The sequence below is a fragment of the Pseudomonadota bacterium genome, assembly GCA_026388315.1.
In the GTDB taxonomy this organism is placed as follows: Bacteria; Desulfobacterota; Syntrophorhabdia; order Syntrophorhabdales; family Syntrophorhabdaceae; genus MWEV01.
This window is the reverse complement of sequence record JAPLKA010000125.1, coordinates 1-19,362: the sequence shown is the minus strand read 5'-3', so window position 1 is coordinate 19,362 and position 19,362 is coordinate 1. Positions and strand designations below refer to the sequence as shown.

The following is a 19,362-nucleotide window of genomic DNA, read 5'->3' as shown; positions in this document are numbered from 1 at the left end:
ACCATGATGGACGAAAAACTCATATATCTTTTGAAAAATGTGAAAAATGGCGATATTTCTGTTGACGAGGCTTACGAGAAACTGAAAGACCTCCCTTTTGAAGACTTGAGCCATACAAAGCTTGACCACCACAGGCTTGTACGCAAAGGCATGGAAGAGGTGGTATTCGGGCAGGGCAAGACCATTCATCAGATAATAGAGATAGTAACCTCCATGAGACAAAAGGATATCAATGTCCTCGTTACACGGCTCAGCAATAAGGCCGGGAAATCCTTAAAAGAAACATTTCCTGTTGGTACTTATGATGAGGCAGCACGATGTTTCTACATAAAAGAGGATGAGGCAATTAAGGGGAAAGGCATTGTCCTTGTGATCTCTGCCGGCACGAGTGATATAAGGGTTGCGGAAGAGGCATATATTACATCAGTCTTTTTCGGGAATCAAACAGAAAAGCTCTATGATGTGGGCGTTGCAGGGATACATAGATTATTTCAGAATCTCGAAATATTAAAAAGGGCACGGGTCATCATAGTGGCGGCCGGTATGGAGGGGGCACTACCGTCTATTATAGCAGGCATTGTAGGGGTTCCTGTCATTGGCGTTCCCACCAGCATAGGGTATGGGGCAAGTTTTGGCGGCTTGACAGCACTCCTTGCCATGCTCAACTCATGTTCCACCATTTCAGTCTTCAATATAGATAACGGATTCGGTGCAGCCTATTTTGCAACCCTGATTAACAGACTATGAACATTCTTTATATAGATCCCATTTTCGGTATAAGCGGCGATATGATGATAAGCGCATTCCTCAATGCAGGATTGCCCTTTGAAGAGATTAAGACTCTCCTCGAAAAACTACCGGTTCCGGTTCCGGCCTTGTCTCCCGAGAAGAAAAAACAGGGCATCATTGAAGGCATTCATCTCAATATTGAAGATTCAGATACCCATCTGTCAATAAGACAGATGGAAGAAATTATAAACACCGTTGAGATCGACGAAAAGATAAGGGAGGATGCAAGGGGGATGCTCGATATCATCCTTGAGGCAGAGTCAAAAGTGCACGGTACCTCAAAAGATCACCTTCATCTCCACGAACTTTCCCATATCGATACACTCATAGACCTTTTATGTGTTGCCAAAGGCATGCACTATTTCAATATTCAGAAAGTTTTCTGCGGACCCGTACCACACGGAAGGGGGACAATAAAGACCTCGCATGGTATCATACCAAACCCGCCTCCCGTAACCCTTGAAATCCTCACCGGGTATACTGTCGTATTCTTGGAAGAACCCCTTGAACTCACAACCCCGACAGGTGCAACTATCGTACGGTATTATGTAAAGGACAAAAACATGGCGCCCCCATTCACCATTGAAAAAACAGGGTACGGCATGGGGGCATACAAAACCGCCAAACCGGATATTTTGCGCATCCTTATCGGCAAAACCGAAGAACCTCTCTACGAAGAAGAAGTTTGGGTAATAGAGTCTGACATTGATGATATGGAAATGGAGTATCTGGGGGCAATATCTGACAAAATACGGGAAGCTGGCGCCCTCGATGTCCTCTCTTTCCCGGTTTATATGAAAAAGGGAAGGATCGGGATCAGGCTCTCTGTTACTGTAACAGCAGAAAAACTCCAGAAGATACTGGATACATTGTTCCTGGAGACAACGACTTTCGGGATAAGATTAAGAAAAGACCGGAGGCGTACTCTAAAAAGAGAGATGCAGACTATCGAAACCTCCTGCGGCCCCTTAAGAATAAAAAACGGCTTTGATGCCAATGGGAATCTCATAAAATCCCATATCGAGTTTGAAGATGTAAAAAGGTTGTCCGTTGAAAAAAACATCCCCTTCAGGGTATTGCTGGATGCACTGAAGAGCGAAATAAAGAGGAAGTAGCACATACGCGCGACGCTTCCTGTCAGTTCAGAACCCCACCCTAAGCCCTGCATTCACGCTTTGGGCCACATATTTGTTCTCGCCGATCTGGACATCATAGTTTATGTAGACTGACATATCACGCACGGTAAAGGCGGTAATGCCTGCACCAAGGGAGATAAAATTCCTGTCAGGAGACATGGTCTCGATACTGAAGGGGGAGCTCCCCTGGGCAAGACGTGAAGTAATATTCTGGCTGCCTCTTAAAAACTCGTATCCGTATGAGGCGCGGATACCAGGCATAATGACCGCACTATCTGTCTGCCAGGTAAAGGATATCCTGCCCCCTATGTTTCCCTGAAGTGATTCGGTATTCTGTCTGTCCACATCGAGATTTATGGCTCCTGCCCCCTTCTCGGTATAGCTGTCTGTATTGAGTTTGGTATACTGGAAGGACACGGTGGGGGTAATCATCCATCTGTTCATACGGAACTCATATCCTGTGCCCCCGTAGGCGGTAATCTGGTTGCCATCAGGGGATGAGGTTGCGGTACGGTCCAGACCCGGAAATACAATACGGCGTGTATTGTCATAGTCTGTTAAACCATAGCTTATGCTGCCATCAATATAAAAACCATTATCATAGTATGTCCCGTAAGTTCCCAGGGTATAACCGTTCGTTTTTACCTTACTGCCCATACTGTCCACATTGGCCCTGGCAGTGTTGATCCCAAGCATAAGACCGGCAATAAAGTTCCCGGTAAAGCGGTAGTCTGAACCTACTGTAACCCCTGCGCTGGTAAAATCATAGCCTGTACGATCGGGCGAGTCCTTCTGATCTCCGGATACAATATTCCCCTTCACAAAGAAACCCCACCTTTCATTTACTCCTGAAGGGAGCATACCTGTGAGATCTGAACCTGCACTGGCAAGCAGCACGGGTGTTTCTTTTCCGTTCGCAATAAAATCGGTATTCCTGTAGTATAACCCCGTGAAGCTTAAACCGCGTATGCCTCGTCTCAGATCGCTTAATCGTTCAGAGAGGTTCCCTGTCTGGAAGGAGGCGCCGCTGATCCCCATACCGGAGATAGCCTCGCTGCCCCTGGGGGCAAGCTGATCAAGACCGTATGCGGGGAGGTCATCTATGACATGTAAGACCGTATCGAGATCCCCTGTTGCTGTATTCCCCACAGAATTGAGCATGGAGCCTACCGCCCTCTGGTTCGCAGTAAGGTAGAGAAGGAGGTTCTGGTTGGTGTAGTCTCTTTCTACCATGAGGTATATCTGGTTGGGAATATCATACTTAGGTTTAAAGAGTACCGTGGGGGTAATGTTGGTGAGAAGGGAGGTGAACTGTCCCGTTATCCCTGATGAAGCAGTCAGGATAGTCCCGAACTTTGTTCTTATTGCCGGGGTATATCCTCCCGACCATGAGGTCTGGAGAATGCCGTTCAAGTCTGCGGCGCCGTTTATGGCAAGGAGATCATTGCTGGTCGTGGAGGCTACCTCGATTAAGAGCTTGCCTTGAGCGCCCTGATAATAATCGCCGTTGATGGTGAGGGTGCCGATGGAGTTGCCGGGTTTGATGGTGCCGCCAGTATGATAAAAACCGTAGGGGGCGTCGATGATGCCGGTACCGGAGACAATACCGCCGTCGAGGATAAAAATACCGTCTTCCGGGTCGTCATCGTCAGCAGGTCTGGACATTGTGACTGCACCGTTTACGTTAAGTTCACCGCTTGTAACCTGAACCTGTTCTTCCACAACAACAGACATGCCGGAAGGGTTTTTAAAGACTGCGTCGGGTTGTTTGATTGTAAGAGACCTTGCCTTGATATTTTCAGTCTGGGTGGTAGTGCCCTCGGTGCTATTGAATACTATATCTCCCATAAGCAGGGTAACTTTATAACTATTCCAAGTGCCCACTCCATTGTTTACTACATCACCCATAGTGACGGTCCATTTACCGCTGGTGTTTGTTTTTCCACCCAGGGGGTCTTCTCCCCAGAAGGCATTGGTAAGGAAGGTCCAGCCGAAATTAGTGACACTTTCAGTATCCTGTTTGCCAGTCGGAAGGTCTTTGGTGGAGTTGAACAGCCGGCTTTTTGTCGCATAGGGGGAGGTGATGCTGGCTGTAAGATCACCGCGTTTTGTATGAGTAAAGTTGAGATCAACCTCTACGCCCTCCAAAGGCTGTCTGAGTGAAGCAGGCAGTTCGTTCGTTGTTAAGGTGAACTCCTTGCTCGTGCCCTTATTATTGTTATTGTCAAGGTATTTTATTGCTTCATTGACCGTTTGCGTGCCGGTCGAGTAGGAGGTTTGTTTGGTCACATAGGCCACCTTTTTTACTGTTTCGACAAACTTGCCTGCATTGATGTTGCCGAAACCATAGTTCGGGTTAAACCAGTTGCCCGCCCCGTTTTTTACCCATCCACCCGTTGTGCTGGCATCATTAGGATCAACCATGGTACTCGTCTGCACAAGCACATGCTTTGCCATGCGGACATCCATTTGTTTGTTTGCCTCCATGCCAAGAGCCAGGATGCCGGATACAAGGGGAGCGGAGGAGGAAGTGCCTCCGAAGGTGCTTGTGTAGTTGTAATCCGGAAAAAGATCGGTCCAGTCACCTTTTTTATTTTCGGTAGAGTAACGGTTATAACCTAAACTCGCACCGGTTCTGTCGGTAGTCGTAATACCAAAAGTATAATAACCGGAATACAAGCCTGACCTGCTCGATGGTGCCGTGACAAAGACATTGGAGCCGTAATTACTGTAGTCAGAGAATTTCTCATCGCTGCCCAGGGCAGCCACAGGAATCACGTTACTGTTGGTAAGGACATTGTCTTTACCGGTATCTTCATTGGCTATACCTCGCTCGTTTCCTGCTGACCAGACATGGATAATACCGTTACCGGCAGTCCGATTCAATGCAGTTGTAATGTCTGAGCCATGTAGGTCGTCGTTCAGATTCCAGGGCGTTTTTTGACCATAACTATGGTTCATTATGTTGATTTGAGGTTTAGCTGTGATCTTTCCCGTAAGAGGGTCAACACCGCTCTTCCAGTAATAGGATTCTACATATAACGCCCTGATGGCTGTATTATTGATTTCCTTTCCGGGGTATGGGTTTAATCCGACGATGGATGCGTAGGGTGCGGCGCCTGTACCGCCGATGCCGTTGCCTCCCCGGGCAGCTGCTACCCCTGCGACGGCCTGTCCATGGTTGTCATCATTGTCAATAGGCCCCTGAGCAGCATCGGCAATGGATTTGTCTGAACTGAAGTTACGACTTAAAGCTGACTTATAGTTAGGTGCAATATCTTCATGAGTCCCTTCCACGCCATCGTCCACAATCCCGATGACCACTCCCTTCCCGGTGTATCCCATCTTCCAGGCATCACGGAGTCCGGCGTCTACGCCGGAGTTCCTCATCAGCACTGTTGAAGTCCCACCGTCAGGGATGGTAAAAAGAATGCCCCCGGAGGGTGCGTTATTTATAAGGTGCCACTGGCCGGGAAACCCGGGCCTTTCTGTTGCGTTATAAAAGAAATATGGATCATTGGGGACAAAAGGACTGCCCTGGCAAAGAACGCTGACAGGGAGAAATACTATCAGAATGAAAAATAAAAATATCTTCATGGTGTTCAGCCCATTCCTCTTCTTCCCATTTCTTGTTTTGCATAATATCAATATAGAGACAAACGGATTTTGCAATAAAAAAAAGCGGGCCCGAAGGCCCGCTGCGCTCGACCTACTTCTTTTTAGGTTTTGCTGCTGCCTTTTTTGCTTTAGGCTTTGCAGCAACCGCTTTACCACTTACTGCTGCCTTTAAGGCTGCACCAGCGCTGAATTTTGGCACTTTCTTTGCGGCAATTTTAATCTCTTTGCCTGTCTGGGGGTTTCTGCCTTTTCTGGCCTTTCTATCTGCAACAGAAAATGTGCCAAACCCAACGAATGTTACCTTTTCACCTTTTTTGAGCGCCCCTTCGATACAACCGGTCATTACACCGAAAGCCTTTGCTGCAGCTGCTTTTGAAACCTTAAGTTCCTCTGCTACCTTTGCTACAATCTCTGCTTTGGTCATTTTCAACTACCTCCTTGGATTATGTATGAATATATATGATTATCAGGCAAATTGCCTCTGCCTGTTGTGTTAACCCCCGCAGGAATAACCATCTATGAGAATTATTAACATAACTATCAATAATGTCAAGGAGTTTTTCACTTTATTGTAAAAAAACATCATTTTTTCTATTATAAATGAAATTAAGGCCCTTTTACGGTAAATTGCTTACCTGCTTGGGTCGATAGCTTTGCAGCAAATTAATTAGTCTTAAGATAAAACTTGAGGTCTTTCAGTACCCCTTTTTTGATCATTCTGTCAATCTTATCCATGATATCCAGCTTCATATATCGCAACTGGCTCAGCCAGAGGGGATCATCGACTTCTACATAAAGAATGCTTTGATTAATCCTTATTGGTTTTGTATGGTGAGCTGTTTTCCCTCCTACAATATCTTCCCAGAGATGAAACACCTTATAGGCATCGATATCGCCTGCAAAGTGGTACTCCAGCAAAACATTTTCAAGGGCCTTTCTTAACGATACAAAGGACACGTCAGTCTTCAATCCTCGGAAAAATGGGGGCTATTTTCCCTATTGTAGCCATATCATCGATACAATAAAAAACCTTTTCTTCATCGAACGATACTTTTTCTATCATTTTGCCGATGCCGATCGCGTTCCAAATGGACTGGGATTTGACAGGCATAAAGGGATAAAGAAGCATAGCGGTAACCCTTAAACCATTCCAGAGATTATAGAGAACTGTTTTAACCCTTGGGTCAGCTTCTTTGGCAAGTTTCCATGGTGCTTCAGAATCAATATATTTGTTGAGTATCGATGTTATCTCGAAGACATGCTGCAATGCTTTATAGTATGAAAAAACTTCCATCTCCTTTTGGTATTCATCGATAAGTTGTCTTACACGTTCCTCCACGTGCTCATCAATTCCGCCCTTTGTTTCCGGTTTCTCTACTTTACCTTTCAGGAATTTTCCGATCATGGTAACGCTTCTGCTTACCAGGTTTCCGAAATCATTGGCAAGATCCCCGTTGATCCTGTGTGTGATGGCTTTCTTCGAAAAATCACCATCAAGTCCGAAGGGCACTTCCCTGAAGAGAAAAAACCGGAACTCATCTACACCATATTGTTTTACCACCTCATTGGGATCAATCACATTTCCTAATGATTTTGACATTTTGCGACCCTCGATGGTCCACCAGCCATGGGCAAAAATGTGCTTCGGCGGCTGAATACCAAGAGACATTAAAAAACTGGGCCAGTAAACAGCGTGAAACCTCAGAATATCCTTACCAATGAGGTGTGCATCGCAGGGCCAGAAGGCATTAAACAATTCATCATCTTCAAGAAAACCTATCCCGGTAAGATAGTTTGTAAGGGCATCAAACCAGACATATACAATATGGTCAGCTTTCATGGGTACAGGAATGCCCCACGTGAAGCTCGTCCTGCTCACGCTTAAATCCCGTAAACCGCCTTTCACGAAACTCGCTACTTCGTTGTAACGGGCTTCCGGCATAACAAAATCTTTCTGTTCCTCTAAAAGCTTGAGTAATTTGTCTCCATACTGAGACAATTTGAAGAAATAGCTTTCTTCTTTCAACTTTTCAGTGGGCCTATGACAATCAGGGCAGTGTATCCCATCATGCAACTGCAAATCTGTAAAATAACTCTCACAGGGTACGCAATACCAGTCTTCATACGCCCCGAGATAAATATCTCCCTTCTCGAAAACCTTTTGAAAGATATATCGAACAACCTTTTTGTGCTTCTCTTCTGTCGTTCTTACAAATCCGGTATTAGAAATGTTGAGCACCTTCCAGAGGTCGATAAACCGGTGCACCGTTCTGTCGGCAAGTTCGCGGGGGGAAATGCCCTGCAGTTCCGCTGCCTTTTCGACCTTCTGCCCATGCTCGTCTGCCCCCGTCAGAAAGAATACATCATATCCGCATATCCTCTTATACCGGGCCATTATGTCGGCAGCCACAGTGGTGTAGGCATGACCTATATGGGGTACATCATTAATGTAATAGATGGGGGTGGTGATGTAATATTTTTTACTCATATATTAACTCCGCAATGTATGTTCTATTGGTTTGAACAAGCATCATTCACCCTGTTTTTATGTCCTTCAGCCCTACAGCAACTTGCTTTCCGTCGTCGAGCTCAATGATTAACGTTGAACTTAATGTGTTGTGTTTTACAACTTTTCCCTCACCCTGCGGTATCGTCACCCTCTTCCCTACTTTTGGAAAATTCTTTTTATAATCAGCGTACATATCGTATTCAAAGGAGAGACAACACATAAGCCTTCCGCAAATTCCTGATATTTTTGCAGGATTTAATGCAAGACTCTGTTCTTTCACCATTTTAATGGACACAATAGAAAAATTATTTAAAAACTTCCTGCAACAACAAACATTTCCACAATTTCCAAGTCCCCCTATAATCTTTGCCTCATCCCTGACACCGACCTGCCTCAATTCTATTCTTACCTTGAATTCCTTGGCGAGCTCTTTTACAAGCTCTCGAAAATCTACCCTGCTTTCCGAGACAAAGTAAAAAAGAAGCTTTGTGCCGCCAAAAAGGTATTCGGCCCACAGTAATTTCATGGGCAGATGCATTTCCTGGATCTTCTTTCTACAGAAATCAAAGGTGTACTGCTCTTTTTCTTTCAGAGAGATATATTCCTTGATTTCCTCTTCAGTGGCCTTCCTCGTTACCTTTTTCAGCCCTGTTTTTTTTGTTTCCTCCGGCTCAGTAATAACAACGCCGAGACAAACACCCTTATCAAGCTCACTGACTATATAATCACCGGCTTTTATATCTTCAGATGCTTCCATTTCTACTATACCTGTTAATTTATCAATCCTTACGCTGCACATCTTCATGCTGACTCCATTAAACGTAACATTAAATTTTCAAAAATAAGCCACTTGTTTACATTATACCGCAAAAGATTAATGGTATGCTCTATTCTTTGTATCGAGGTATTTATCCTGACCAAATTGATCTTTTCCCATTCTAAAAGTTCCCGTATATCCTTGTTAACAATCATCGCAGTATCACCACACTCGCGTACACAATATATATCCCTGTAAAGCGAAAGAATGAACGAGAGAAACATGGTCATTTCTCTCTGGTTTTTTGCAACCTTCTCTGCAATCACGCTTGCCCTTAAGAAGCTTTTATTTTTACCAAGCACCAATTCCGCTATCTTTCTCCGTAATGAAAAATTTTCTTCCATTGTCCAGAAAAGCCCGCTTCCAATACTCCCATGTGAAATATATGAGAGCAGTTCCGCTTTCTCGTTGTTCACAAGTAAAGTGCTTTTAAAGTATTCTTTGAGTTGTTCCCTGTGGAGTGGACTAAAGACGAGCCTCATACAGCGTGACCGTATGGTGAGAGGGATATCCCTTTCTGATGGTGTTGTAAGAAAAAAGATATTGAATGACGGCGGCTCTTCAAGGGTCTTCAACAGTGCGTTTTTTGCTTCACGGGTCATTCTTTCTGCATTGTCAATAATAATTATACGTCTCTGGCTTTCGTAGGGATATTCGTATACTTCCTTGCTTATGCTTCTTGATTGTTCTATTCCTATTGACTCCTCATTTCCAACCTGTAAAATATCCGGATGGCTGCCACGGTCAATTTTAATGCAGGGGCGACATACGCCGCAGGCAAAGCCCTTATCGCAGAGAATGTGCTTTGCGAATTCTAAAACAACCTTCTTTTTCCCGATCCCTTCCGGGCCGGAAAAAAGAAATGCATGGGGCAGACGTTCCTTCTCCAGCAGGGAGAGGAGCATACTTTTCTGTTTTTCGTGGCCGATAATGCTGTCAAATCCCATGATTTTTTAAAAGTTGTTCAACCTTATCCCTTATCAGCATATGTATATCGTCAACCCGTTTTTTCCCATCCACAACAAAAAATCTCTTCGGGTCTTCCTTTGAAAGCTTCAAATATGATCTTTTAATCTTCCTGTGAAAGGTGGCTTCCTCTTTCTCAAATCTGTCCATAGAGAATCCGTTGGCTGCCTTTCTCTTGAATCCCTCGCTCACATTGCAGTCCAGAACAACGGTAAGGTTTGGCCTGATACCTTTCGTGACAAGCCTGTTCAGAGTCTCGATAATGCCGAGATCGATACCCCTCCCATACCCCTGATATGCGTATGAAGCATCCACAAACCTGTCACACAGAACTATTTTGCCGTCCTGAAGCGCCGGCATGATAAGCTCCTCAACGAGCTGTGCGCGCATTGCCATAAACACAAGGAGCTCTGATAAGGGGAAAATATGGACATCCTGTTGGAGAAAAACCTTTCGCAAGTCTTCTCCGAATACTGTCCCGCCAGGTTCACGCGTTTTGACGACATCGAATCCCTTTTCCTTCAGATAATTGTATAAAAGCACTATTTGTGTCGATTTACCGCTGCCCTCTATGCCTTCAAACGTTATCAGCATATTTCTTTCCTATTTCACGCGTTCCATGTACTGGCCTGTCCTTGTGTCTATCTTCACCTTGTCCCCTTCATTAACAAATAACGGAACCTGTATCGTATACCCCGTTTCCAGCAGAGCAGGTTTTGTGGCATTCTGAGCAGTATCTCCCTTTGCCCCCGGCTCTGTCTGCACGATGAGAAGCTCAACAAAATTTTGAATCTCCACCCCGATTGTTCTCCCCTTATAGAAAAGAACATCAATGACAATACCCTCTTTCAAGTAATTCTTTGCATTACCGAGTTGCTCCTCATCGATGTATAGTTGATCATACGTACTCGTATCCATGAAATGGTATTTGTCGCCCTCCTTGTAAAGGAACTGCATGTCTTTCTCTTCAAGTTCCGGCACCTCAAATTTATCGCCGGACCTGTATGTCATATCGAGAACATTGCCCGTAATAAGACTCTTTATGCGTGTCTTGACAAAGGCGGCTCCTTTTCCTGGTTTAACGTGCTGGAATTCAACAATCACAAACGGCTCATTTTCCCAGAGGAGTCTGAGACCCTTTCTAAATTCTGATGTGGCAACTATCATTATATCCTCCCATTATTAAACTTCAAATTCCAATTGACCAATCTTCCAAATCACAAACAGTTTGGATATTGTTATTTGGAATTTGCCTTTTTGCGAGACCGGTTTCGCAATGCGTGTTTGTCCTTGCCTCCAGCAGGATTAAGGCTTGCGCATTTTCTCTCTGCTCTATGCTATACGCTAATACTCAGCATATCCTTCCTGATACTTGTAAGCACCTTCACACTGTTCTCCGTAATAAGCAACATATCCTCAAGCCGAACCCCGCCCGCATGAGGCAAATAGATACCCGGCTCAATAGTAATGACCATATTCTCTTCGAGAACACCTTCTCCCGTATTATTTATGGCAGGTGCTTCATGGACTGCTATCCCGATTCCATGACCGACTCCATGCCTGAAATATTCTCCATATCCTGCATCATCAATAAACCCTCTTACAATCATGTCCAACTCTTTAATTGAAATACCTGGCCTCGCCTTTTCCAATCCAAGTCTTCTCGCATCATCAACGATCGTGAAAATTTCTCTTAATTTTCCATTCGTTTCACCCATCGAGACCGTACACGTTTCGTCACTACAGTAACCGTCAACCCGGGCACCAAAATCAATAATGACCGTCTCCCCCTTCTTGATTTTCTTGTCCGTGGGAATTGCATGAGGCAGGGCAGTTCTTACGCCCGATGCAACTATAGTATCAAAGGAAGGGCAATCTGCCCCCAACCTTCTCATGGCATAATCAATCTCATTGGCAATTTCCCTTTCCGTCTTTCCCGGACAGATCTTTTCAAAAACATCCGCAAAAGCTTCCGTTGAGATATTCACCGCCTTCATTATTGCATCTATTTCCTCAGGTTCTTTACACTTCCGTATTCCTTCGATTTCATTATCCATAGGAATAAAATCAACACCCTGAACAGCATCTCTCCATCTGCTATATATGAAGTATGTTGCATGAAGACTGTCAAAACCCATTTTTTTAATACTGTATTTCTTGCAAATCTCTTCAAGGAGGTTTCCCCTCCGGTTTAATTCCATTACCTTAACGTCTTTCGTAACCTCTTGTGCATAGGTAATGTATCTGAAATCCGTCAGGAGCAGCACATCACCCTTAGTCACGACGAGAGTCCCTTCGGAACCCCTGAACCCGGTCAGGTAAAAGATATTATCCATCCCTTTCAGGATACATGCATCCAACTCATTATTGACGAGGAGACTGAAAACCTTATCAATCCTGCCCTGTTTCATCTCTTATCTACCATAATTTTTTCTGTAAGATTTTTTTAAACCCCTGAGGTTTACCCTTTTCTTTTAACTCTTTTTTCAGAGATGAAAGCCTCTGTTTATAGAAGGTATCCTCCGGTTCTCTCTTTGAGAGCTTTTCGTATATCTCAATCGCCTTTTCGATATAACCCTGTTCAAGGTATATATCTGCAAGCGTTTTAGATAATATTTTGCTTTTTTCCAGGTCCATATGGGCTAATTAAATGAATCTACCTTTAAAAATCAAGCCAAATCATTGTAATACAGTGAATAGTGAATAGTATATAGTGAATAGTGAAAAAACACAAATCATAAGGATCGTAACAAGACTGCTTTATATTTTACGCACCATGTAAAAAACATTAAAAAAAGAGCTTGCAATAATAACGTTCTGAACCCCTGTTTTTTGTATTATCTCTTTTGCTAATTCCAATGCCAAACCTCTGTCCCGCAACACATCATATTTGTTTAGAACTACCGTACACCTTTCAATGTCAACGCCCTTTAAAAGGGTATCACCCGAAAAAAATCGTAAAAAAACCTGGGGGGTAACAGGGGCAGTACCATCTATGCCGGTAGCTTGACTAAAGAGCTCCCACCGAAAAACCTTTTCGTCGACTCTGCCCAAAAGTCCATCAAGTCCGCATAGAACACATATCATTTCTGAAAAGGGGGGTATAACAGGCTCATAGGGTGCAGGAAATTTCATGGGTTTGCCTTTTGCGCCATCCGCTTCAGTGAGAACGAAATCGTATACGCTCCCCAGCCTTTCAATTTCATCAAATTCCAGCCCTGTCAGTTTCCCCTGGCTCATAGTTTTTCCAATTCTCATGAATCCCAGGTTTTTCGTCCATTCAGCACCGTCTTCGGCCAACACGTATGGCTCCCTCGCAAATATCTTTGTTGTCGTTGTAATGGCTACGCTTTTTCCTCTCCTCGATAACCCCCGGGCACACAATTCTATAAATGCTGTTTTCCCGCCGGAACCAACGTATGTTACAAACCGAAAATTTGAAAGGAATGTTACGAGGTCAATCTTTTGAAAATGCCACATAGGGTAATGATTTTATACGATTAACAGTTACCATTGCAGTTTCCCTGTCTTTTTCTTTTACAAAAAGTGCTGCATATCCTTTCTGCAGAACGAAAAGACCATCATATGCTGTGTCTTTATACTCCTTAAGACTATATTCAATGCCATCCTTTTCGAGAGCATCCTTGATTATATCCATCTCAAAGATGCTCTCAATTATATGAATCTTAACCCATTTATTTGAATACATTTCCTTTTTGCGATGTTCCTTTTTCTGTTGAAGCAGAAGGTACCGTTGAAGTAGAGGAGCCTACCCATATTTCCACTTCAGCATCAAACGACTCCTTTATCATTTTTATATGACACGTTTTGTCTTCCTTCGTGAAGTTTAGTGCAACTTCCTTAGATTTAAAACTGTTCACAAATTTCCAGCCATTTTTTATCATATTGCTTTTGAAGTAGTTTTCCAGAGACTGCAAATCCACGTTTCCTCTGAGAACAAGCACCCCCGCCCTCATATTGGCCGCTTCATAAACAAAGCTCTTTTCATTTATCAGTCTTAGCTCTTTTGGCACCGGCACATCAGGGAACCCATGATAGGCCTGGTTTAACTGTTCAAATTTGGGCTGGACAGGTTCTTCTTTGGCAGTACCCTTATCGAAATACGCACATCCTGAAACGATAAAAAGCATAATAATGAATAAAACAACACTTTTTTTCATAAATACCCTCCTTTATTTTTTCCTTTCAAGACAGGCGTATGCACTGTGATTATGGATACTTTCAAAGTTCTCCGCTTCAATGGCAAACCACGTGAAATTAGGATCTCCTTTGAGTATTTCAGCAATATCCCTCACCACATCCTCAACGAATTTCGGGTTTGCAAAGGCCCTTTCCGTTACAAACTTTTCATCCTCTCTTTTGAGTATAGAGTATATATCACTGCTTGCGCATCCTTCAATAATATTAATCAAATCTTCTATCCAGAAAAACTTTTTAAATTTAACATCAACTTTTACAATACCTCTCTGGTTATGCGCCCCTTGTTCACTTATTTCTTTTGAGCATGGACAGAGGGTGTTAACGGGAACAGTCACAGAGACAATAAACTCTCTCATCTCGCCGGAACCGTCCATGTGTCCGAGAACACCGCACTGGTATTCGAGATAGCTTGGGGTTTTCGTTACAGGAGCCTCTTTTTTTATAAAATAGGGGAACCGGACCTCCAGATGAGAAGCATCTGCGTTTAATTTGTTTTTTATCTCCCTCAAAATATTCGGGAAATTCTTCATATTGATCATGCTTTTATTCTCATGGAGGATTTCAACAAACCTGCTCATATGCGTCCCTTTGTAGTTGTGCTGGAGATTCACATACATATCAATCGTAGCAACGGTATGTTGAAAGCCGTTTATTTTATCAAAAACCATAATGGGGTATTTTACATTTTTTACACCGACTTTATCGATTTCTATCTGTCTCGGGTCGTGCATATTCTGTACATCGATCATGTTTTTCTCATTCCCCATATGCTGCATAGGCATTCTCTGATTCCCAGACCTTCACTTCTCTCAGGGAAACATTTTTCTCTTTTATGACACTCTTCAATTCCTGGAATATAAACACTGCAATATATTCGGATGAGCTTGCCCTTTCACGAAAAAAAGGTATCTCGTTTATAAATTTGTGGTCTAATATGTTCAATATATTTTTTACATACTGTTTGAGAACTTTAAAATCCACAAGCATGCCATCGCTGCCCAATGTCTCCCCACTGAAAATGGCTTCAACGAAAAAATTATGACCGTGAAGTTCTTCACATTTTCCGTGGTAATTCTCTAACCTGTGAGCTGCTGAAAAAACGTCTTTCACGTAGAGGGTAAACATAAAGATAATCTATATGCTGGGGCTTTTATTGTCAATAGAAACGACAGAAGATAAGAAGGCAGTCGTGCTTGCCTTCTTATCTTCCGAATCTATTAATTTTTTGTGAATAAGCCGGATAAGAATATTGAGTTACTTGCTCTTCTTTACTGCCTTGTTGATGATGACATACCCGTTATTGGGTCCGGGGATTGCCCCTTCAATCATGAGGATATTGCTGTCACTCCTCACCTCTACCACCTTAAGGCTCTGAACCGTCACCCTGCTGTTACCCATATGACCGGGCATCTTCTTCCCTTTCATTGTCCTTCCAGGTGTCATATTCTGACCGATCGAACCGCCGTGCCTGAAATACTCGTGAGCACCATGGGATGCAGGAGCCCCGGCAAAACCATGCCGTTTCATGACACCGGCAAATCCCTTCCCTTTTGATGTTCCAGTCACATCCACAAACTCACCGATCTCAAACATTTCCACGGAAATCTGTGAACCCACTTCGTTTGCATCAACTTCTTCAACGTTCACCCTGAATTCTTTAAGAAAACTCGTAGGCGGGGTATTTGCCTTTTTAAAATGGCCTGTCAGGGGTTTATTGACACGATTTGCCTTTTTTATCTCTTCAAAACCTAATTGAACAGCATTGTATCCTTCTTTTTCTGCGGTCTTCTTCTGGACAACATAGCATGGTCCTGCCTGTATGACCGTAACCGGCACAATACTTCCGTCTCCGTGAAATATTTGAGTCATTCCAAGTTTCTTTCCAAGAATTCCAAGTCCCATTTAACACCTCCAAAAAACAGATAAATATAGTAAAATAGAAGCCTAAAGTCAAGCTGAAAGTTATTGCAACCTCTTTCATAAGCATGTTAAAAGGTTATATGCTTATTGTTATCAGCGATCTGCACTTTTCCGACGGTTCATCTTCACACAACATATCGCACCGTGCCTTTGAACATTTTTTCGATCATATCAAACGGGGGTTGAGGGATGAATTCAAAGAACTGATCATTGTCTTTGCCGGTGACACCTTTGACCTTCTCCGCAGCGAGTACTGGATGACAGTGGAGGACGGGGAAAAACCATGGGCAGAAGAAAATCAAGGATCAGGGACCAGGGGTCAGGGGTCCCTGATCCACCCGAAGGTTATTCTCGAAAAGATTCTCAATGAGAATGAGTCAAGCCTCGCAATTATCAGACAGGTAGAGGATATGTTTCATCCCGTCCCTGTAAAAATATATATCATCCCCGGCAACCACGACAGGATGCTTGTTGAGATAGATGACTATAAAGGCATTCTCGACAAGCGCCTTGGAAACATTTCAATATTAGATGCTTCATATGAAAACAGTAGTTATGGGGTCAAGATAAGGCATGGCCACGAATATGATACGTATAACTTCGAGGAGGGAGGAGGAGTTCCTATTGGCGATGTAAATACCACAGAGCTTTTTGTACGCCTTCCCTTTGAAATCAAGAAACAGTACCCCGAACTCGCAGATGAGCTCAGGTGCGTTGAAGACATAAGGCCTCAGTGGAGGGTCTTCGATTATCTCAGATCAACATACCCCGAAGGAGAAATAAACCGGTGCATCAGGGAAGCAACGGAGCAAACTATTGATCGTTTCTTCAAAATCCCCTTTGTGGAAAGCTGGATAGAGAAGCATGACACGGCAAGCCTCTTTGATGATGCAGACAAACTGGAATATATGCTCCGCATCTTCAAATTCCTGCCATTAAGCTGGGCAGAAAAGCTTCTTAAAGCCTTTTCACATCTTGAAACCGGTGAACAGCGCTATGAAGAGATGGCCGAAAAGGAAGAAGCCCTTTACGTCGTATATGGACATACGCATACAGAAAACGTATCCTTCCTCGGAATTACAGAAGGTCAGCATAGATACTACGTCAATACGGGCACGTGGAGGGAACGGATCACTGCCTCAAATAATGGCATGTTTTCCCGGTACAAGACACTGACCTATGCGGTCTTCTACACAAAAGAGGAAAGGCACACCGAATTCCCCTCTTTTGAATTGTGGAATGGAATGTTGAGGGAATAGCTTCTTTTGGAACGGACCGCAAGTTACGGGTTACGAGTTACAGGTTAGTCGAAAAACCATGGCCGTTATTGAAACCATAGCACCGATATTTCTTATCATTATCTTCGGTTACATTATTCAAAGAAAGGGATTTTTCAAGGGCCAGTTTATCGCCGAGACGAACAGGTTCGTCTTTCTTTTTCCATTACCCCTTCTCATATTCACAGGTATTGTCAGGTCAAACATCAAAGATGTATCGGCAACGCATATTTTTTCAGTTATCCTGCCTACCCTGGCCATCATGCTCCTGTCACTCCTTATCGGGGTTATCGGAGGGTTGAAAAAAGGGACGCTCGGAAGCTTTGTCCAGACCACCTTTCATGGCAACGTGACATATATAGGGCTCGCGGTGCTGTTTTACCTGCTTGGAGATGAAGGGCTTAAAAGAGGGAGTATCCTCATCGGTTTCCTGATTCTTGTCAATAACTCCCTTTCCATCGCCATTCTCTCCTGGACTGCCCATTCACACAAAAATGCAGCCAAAGCGTTGCTCTCCATCATCAAAACACCCGTTATCTTTGCAACCTTTGCGGGGATTATTGTTCTTTACAGTAAAATACCCATTCCCGATATCATATTCAGGAGCATGACGATTGTAGGAAATATTGCTCTCCCTATGGCGCTTCTTATCATCGGCGCATCCATTTCTATCGATACCCTGAAGAAATCATTTAAGCTTTCCGCCATCGTCACCTTTATCAAGCTTGTTGTGCTCCCTGGTTCCGCCATCATCTATTGCAAATTCTTCAATATCGGTCCGGGCGATATCCTGCCATCAATAGTGCTTCTCGCTACTCCGACAGCCCTCACATCGTTCATACTCGCAAAAGAAATAGGGGGCGATACGGATCTTGCATCCGGTGCCGTGACCCTCTCCACCCTTGTCTCACCCTTCACCTTCGCCCTCTGGGCATCGGTGGTACTATAAAAATTTGCTTTTCAGCATGCGATGTGACTAATTCCATATTTTAATCAAGATGATAGTAATATATAATCTTCCTTGGCTTAATACGATTTTTATCTGGGGAGAGAGGGCCTTGTCTTTAGTCTTTTTTGGTTATAGGATAAGGTTTATTCGCCTTCCAGTGCTCTTAAAATCTTATCCAGCTTGAAGTTTATCTGCTCCAGTTCCCTCTTGAATTGATCGGGCCTTGCTGATTCGGAATATTCGCTTTTTTTAAAATTGTCAGGACGCCTTGATCCGGGATATTCGCGTTTTCCAAACTGCCTTGGCCTCGGCGATTCGGAATCTCCCATTGTCCTGAAACAATCCTGGCAGTAGATGGGTTTACTTCCGGTAGGCCTAAACGGAACTTCGCAGGTGGTCCCGCATTTATCGCAGACAGCCTTGTGCGCCTGCTTGCCAAAGGCGGGCCTTTCGGAATCCCGTCCTTCGCTCCTGCTAAAACCTCCCCGAGAAGGCCTTTTTGAATCCCCTCTCTCGGACCTGTTGGAATTCTTTTTGCCAAACTTACCAGCACTGCTAAAACTTTTCATTTTTCACTTCCCCTGCCTTCCTCTTTTGGATAAGTGTACACCCTGCAACCATCAATTACAAGGATTAGCTTTCAGCTAATCTACTTTTATTCTGAATATGGTGACAAGAAACTGATAGTTCAGGACCTGGCCCCATATCTTTCTCTTACAATCCGTTAGAAAACTGTTAGAAGGAATTGGAGCTATCTACAACACACACGGTGAAGCCGCAAAGCTCTTCCGGCCATAGCGCAATTAATTATATCCTTTTTATCATGCCGTATTAATATTCATTGTTCCGTTGGAGAATCCACTTTTATCTTTAAGATGCCAGAACATAAGAAAATATTTGTATTTTCCATGTTGCAGGGTTAGAATTTCAACAAAACAATAATATCAAAAAAGACATGATAAATCTTTTTTATTTTGCCGCAGACGGACGCAGACAAAAGATGGACGGTATTTTATATCGGCTGCCGACCTGGCACCCGATATACTCCATGCCCTTCGGGCAAAATTTAATATATTCGCCCGTTAGGGTTGAATGTTTTGACCCGCCATTGTCGGCGGGGCAAAAAACAGAATTGCTTGTCCGCTCCTGTCCGCCTTTGT

The 19,362-nt window shown here is 43.7% G+C and carries 22 protein-coding genes; 4 read left to right on the top strand and 18 right to left on the bottom strand.

What is annotated here, in order from left to right; translation table 11 throughout:
• Positions 1-3: 3 nt before the first annotated feature.
• Both larB and larC read left to right on the top strand, forming a co-directional pair.
• A complete protein-coding gene (gene larB / locus NTX75_18110) occupies positions 4-747 on the top strand; it encodes a nickel pincer cofactor biosynthesis protein LarB (protein MCX5818132.1) in 744 nt (247 codons plus the stop codon).
• Complete coding sequence (gene larC, locus NTX75_18105) at positions 744-1,904, top strand: nickel pincer cofactor biosynthesis protein LarC (protein MCX5818131.1); 1,161 nt, start codon at positions 744-746, stop codon at positions 1,902-1,904. Before larB ends, larC begins: the two co-directional genes overlap by 4 nt.
• A 27-nt stretch (positions 1,905-1,931) precedes the next feature.
• Here the strand turns inward: larC and NTX75_18100 are convergent, their stop codons facing one another.
• The 16 genes from NTX75_18100 to rplC all read right to left on the bottom strand — a co-directional run bounded on the left by NTX75_18100 (position 1,932) and on the right by rplC (position 15,958).
• Positions 1,932-5,522, bottom strand: a complete 3,591-nt coding sequence (locus NTX75_18100; GenBank protein MCX5818130.1) for an autotransporter domain-containing protein — start codon at positions 5,520-5,522, stop codon at positions 1,932-1,934.
• A gap of 112 nt (positions 5,523-5,634) precedes the next feature.
• The gene (locus tag NTX75_18095) at positions 5,635-5,967 is read right to left on the bottom strand and encodes an HU family DNA-binding protein (GenBank protein MCX5818129.1); all 333 of its coding nucleotides are present in this window, start codon (positions 5,965-5,967) and stop codon (positions 5,635-5,637) included.
• Between the two features lie 239 nt (positions 5,968-6,206).
• Complete coding sequence (locus NTX75_18090; GenBank protein MCX5818128.1) at positions 6,207-6,500, bottom strand: DUF721 domain-containing protein; 294 nt, start codon at positions 6,498-6,500, stop codon at positions 6,207-6,209.
• 1 nt (position 6,501) lies between these two features.
• Complete coding sequence (gene metG / locus NTX75_18085; protein MCX5818127.1) at positions 6,502-8,031, bottom strand: methionine--tRNA ligase; 1,530 nt, start codon at positions 8,029-8,031, stop codon at positions 6,502-6,504.
• A 46-nt stretch (positions 8,032-8,077) separates the two neighbouring features.
• A complete protein-coding gene (gene ricT, locus NTX75_18080) occupies positions 8,078-8,857 on the bottom strand; it encodes a regulatory iron-sulfur-containing complex subunit RicT (GenBank protein ID MCX5818126.1) in 780 nt (259 codons plus the stop codon).
• Positions 8,854-9,816, bottom strand: a complete 963-nt coding sequence (gene holB / locus NTX75_18075) for a DNA polymerase III subunit delta' (GenBank protein MCX5818125.1) — start codon at positions 9,814-9,816, stop codon at positions 8,854-8,856. Before holB ends, ricT begins: the two co-directional genes overlap by 4 nt.
• Positions 9,806-10,429 carry a dTMP kinase gene (gene tmk / locus NTX75_18070; GenBank protein MCX5818124.1) on the bottom strand — a complete coding sequence of 208 codons (624 nt, stop codon included), beginning with the start codon at positions 10,427-10,429 and terminating at the stop codon, positions 9,806-9,808. The genes holB and tmk overlap by 11 nt, the downstream gene beginning before the upstream one ends.
• A 9-nt stretch (positions 10,430-10,438) precedes the next feature.
• A complete protein-coding gene (efp, locus tag NTX75_18065; protein ID MCX5818123.1) occupies positions 10,439-11,002 on the bottom strand; it encodes an elongation factor P in 564 nt (187 codons plus the stop codon).
• 170 nt (positions 11,003-11,172) lie between these two features.
• A complete protein-coding gene (locus tag NTX75_18060; protein MCX5818122.1) occupies positions 11,173-12,246 on the bottom strand; it encodes an aminopeptidase P family protein in 1,074 nt (357 codons plus the stop codon).
• Between the two features lie 7 nt (positions 12,247-12,253).
• A complete protein-coding gene (locus tag NTX75_18055; GenBank protein MCX5818121.1) occupies positions 12,254-12,472 on the bottom strand; it encodes a tetratricopeptide repeat protein in 219 nt (72 codons plus the stop codon).
• A gap of 123 nt (positions 12,473-12,595) precedes the next feature.
• Positions 12,596-13,315, bottom strand: coding sequence for a selenium cofactor biosynthesis protein YqeC (gene yqeC / locus NTX75_18050; GenBank protein MCX5818120.1), 720 nt, complete (start codon positions 13,313-13,315; stop codon positions 12,596-12,598).
• The gene (locus tag NTX75_18045) at positions 13,293-13,493 is read right to left on the bottom strand and encodes a hypothetical protein (protein MCX5818119.1); all 201 of its coding nucleotides are present in this window, start codon (positions 13,491-13,493) and stop codon (positions 13,293-13,295) included. Before NTX75_18045 ends, yqeC begins: the two co-directional genes overlap by 23 nt.
• 37 nt (positions 13,494-13,530) lie before the next feature.
• Positions 13,531-14,016: a hypothetical protein gene (locus tag NTX75_18040; protein ID MCX5818118.1), complete on the bottom strand. Its 486-nt coding sequence runs from the start codon at positions 14,014-14,016 to the stop codon at positions 13,531-13,533.
• A 12-nt stretch (positions 14,017-14,028) separates the two neighbouring features.
• The gene (gene folE2 / locus NTX75_18035) at positions 14,029-14,805 is read right to left on the bottom strand and encodes a GTP cyclohydrolase FolE2 (GenBank protein ID MCX5818117.1); all 777 of its coding nucleotides are present in this window, start codon (positions 14,803-14,805) and stop codon (positions 14,029-14,031) included.
• A 7-nt stretch (positions 14,806-14,812) separates the two neighbouring features.
• Positions 14,813-15,181 carry a 6-carboxytetrahydropterin synthase QueD gene (gene queD / locus NTX75_18030; GenBank protein ID MCX5818116.1) on the bottom strand — a complete coding sequence of 123 codons (369 nt, stop codon included), beginning with the start codon at positions 15,179-15,181 and terminating at the stop codon, positions 14,813-14,815.
• A gap of 129 nt (positions 15,182-15,310) precedes the next feature.
• Positions 15,311-15,958 (bottom strand): 50S ribosomal protein L3, encoded by a 648-nt coding sequence (rplC, locus tag NTX75_18025; GenBank protein MCX5818115.1) that lies wholly within the window; start codon positions 15,956-15,958, stop codon positions 15,311-15,313.
• 98 nt (positions 15,959-16,056) lie between these two features.
• Here rplC and NTX75_18020 point away from each other — a divergent pair, with 98 nt between their 5' ends.
• Positions 16,057-17,235 carry a metallophosphoesterase gene (locus NTX75_18020; GenBank protein ID MCX5818114.1) on the top strand — a complete coding sequence of 393 codons (1,179 nt, stop codon included), beginning with the start codon at positions 16,057-16,059 and terminating at the stop codon, positions 17,233-17,235.
• 58 nt (positions 17,236-17,293) lie between these two features.
• The gene (locus tag NTX75_18015) at positions 17,294-18,202 is read left to right on the top strand and encodes an AEC family transporter (GenBank protein MCX5818113.1); all 909 of its coding nucleotides are present in this window, start codon (positions 17,294-17,296) and stop codon (positions 18,200-18,202) included.
• 143 nt (positions 18,203-18,345) lie between these two features.
• Here the strand turns inward: NTX75_18015 and NTX75_18010 are convergent, their stop codons facing one another.
• Together NTX75_18010 and NTX75_18005 are read right to left on the bottom strand one after the other, a co-directional pair.
• Complete coding sequence (locus tag NTX75_18010) at positions 18,346-18,771, bottom strand: hypothetical protein (GenBank protein MCX5818112.1); 426 nt, start codon at positions 18,769-18,771, stop codon at positions 18,346-18,348.
• Between the two features lie 400 nt (positions 18,772-19,171).
• Positions 19,172-19,362 (bottom strand): hypothetical protein (locus tag NTX75_18005; GenBank protein MCX5818111.1); only part of this gene is annotated, 191 nt, incomplete at its 5' end.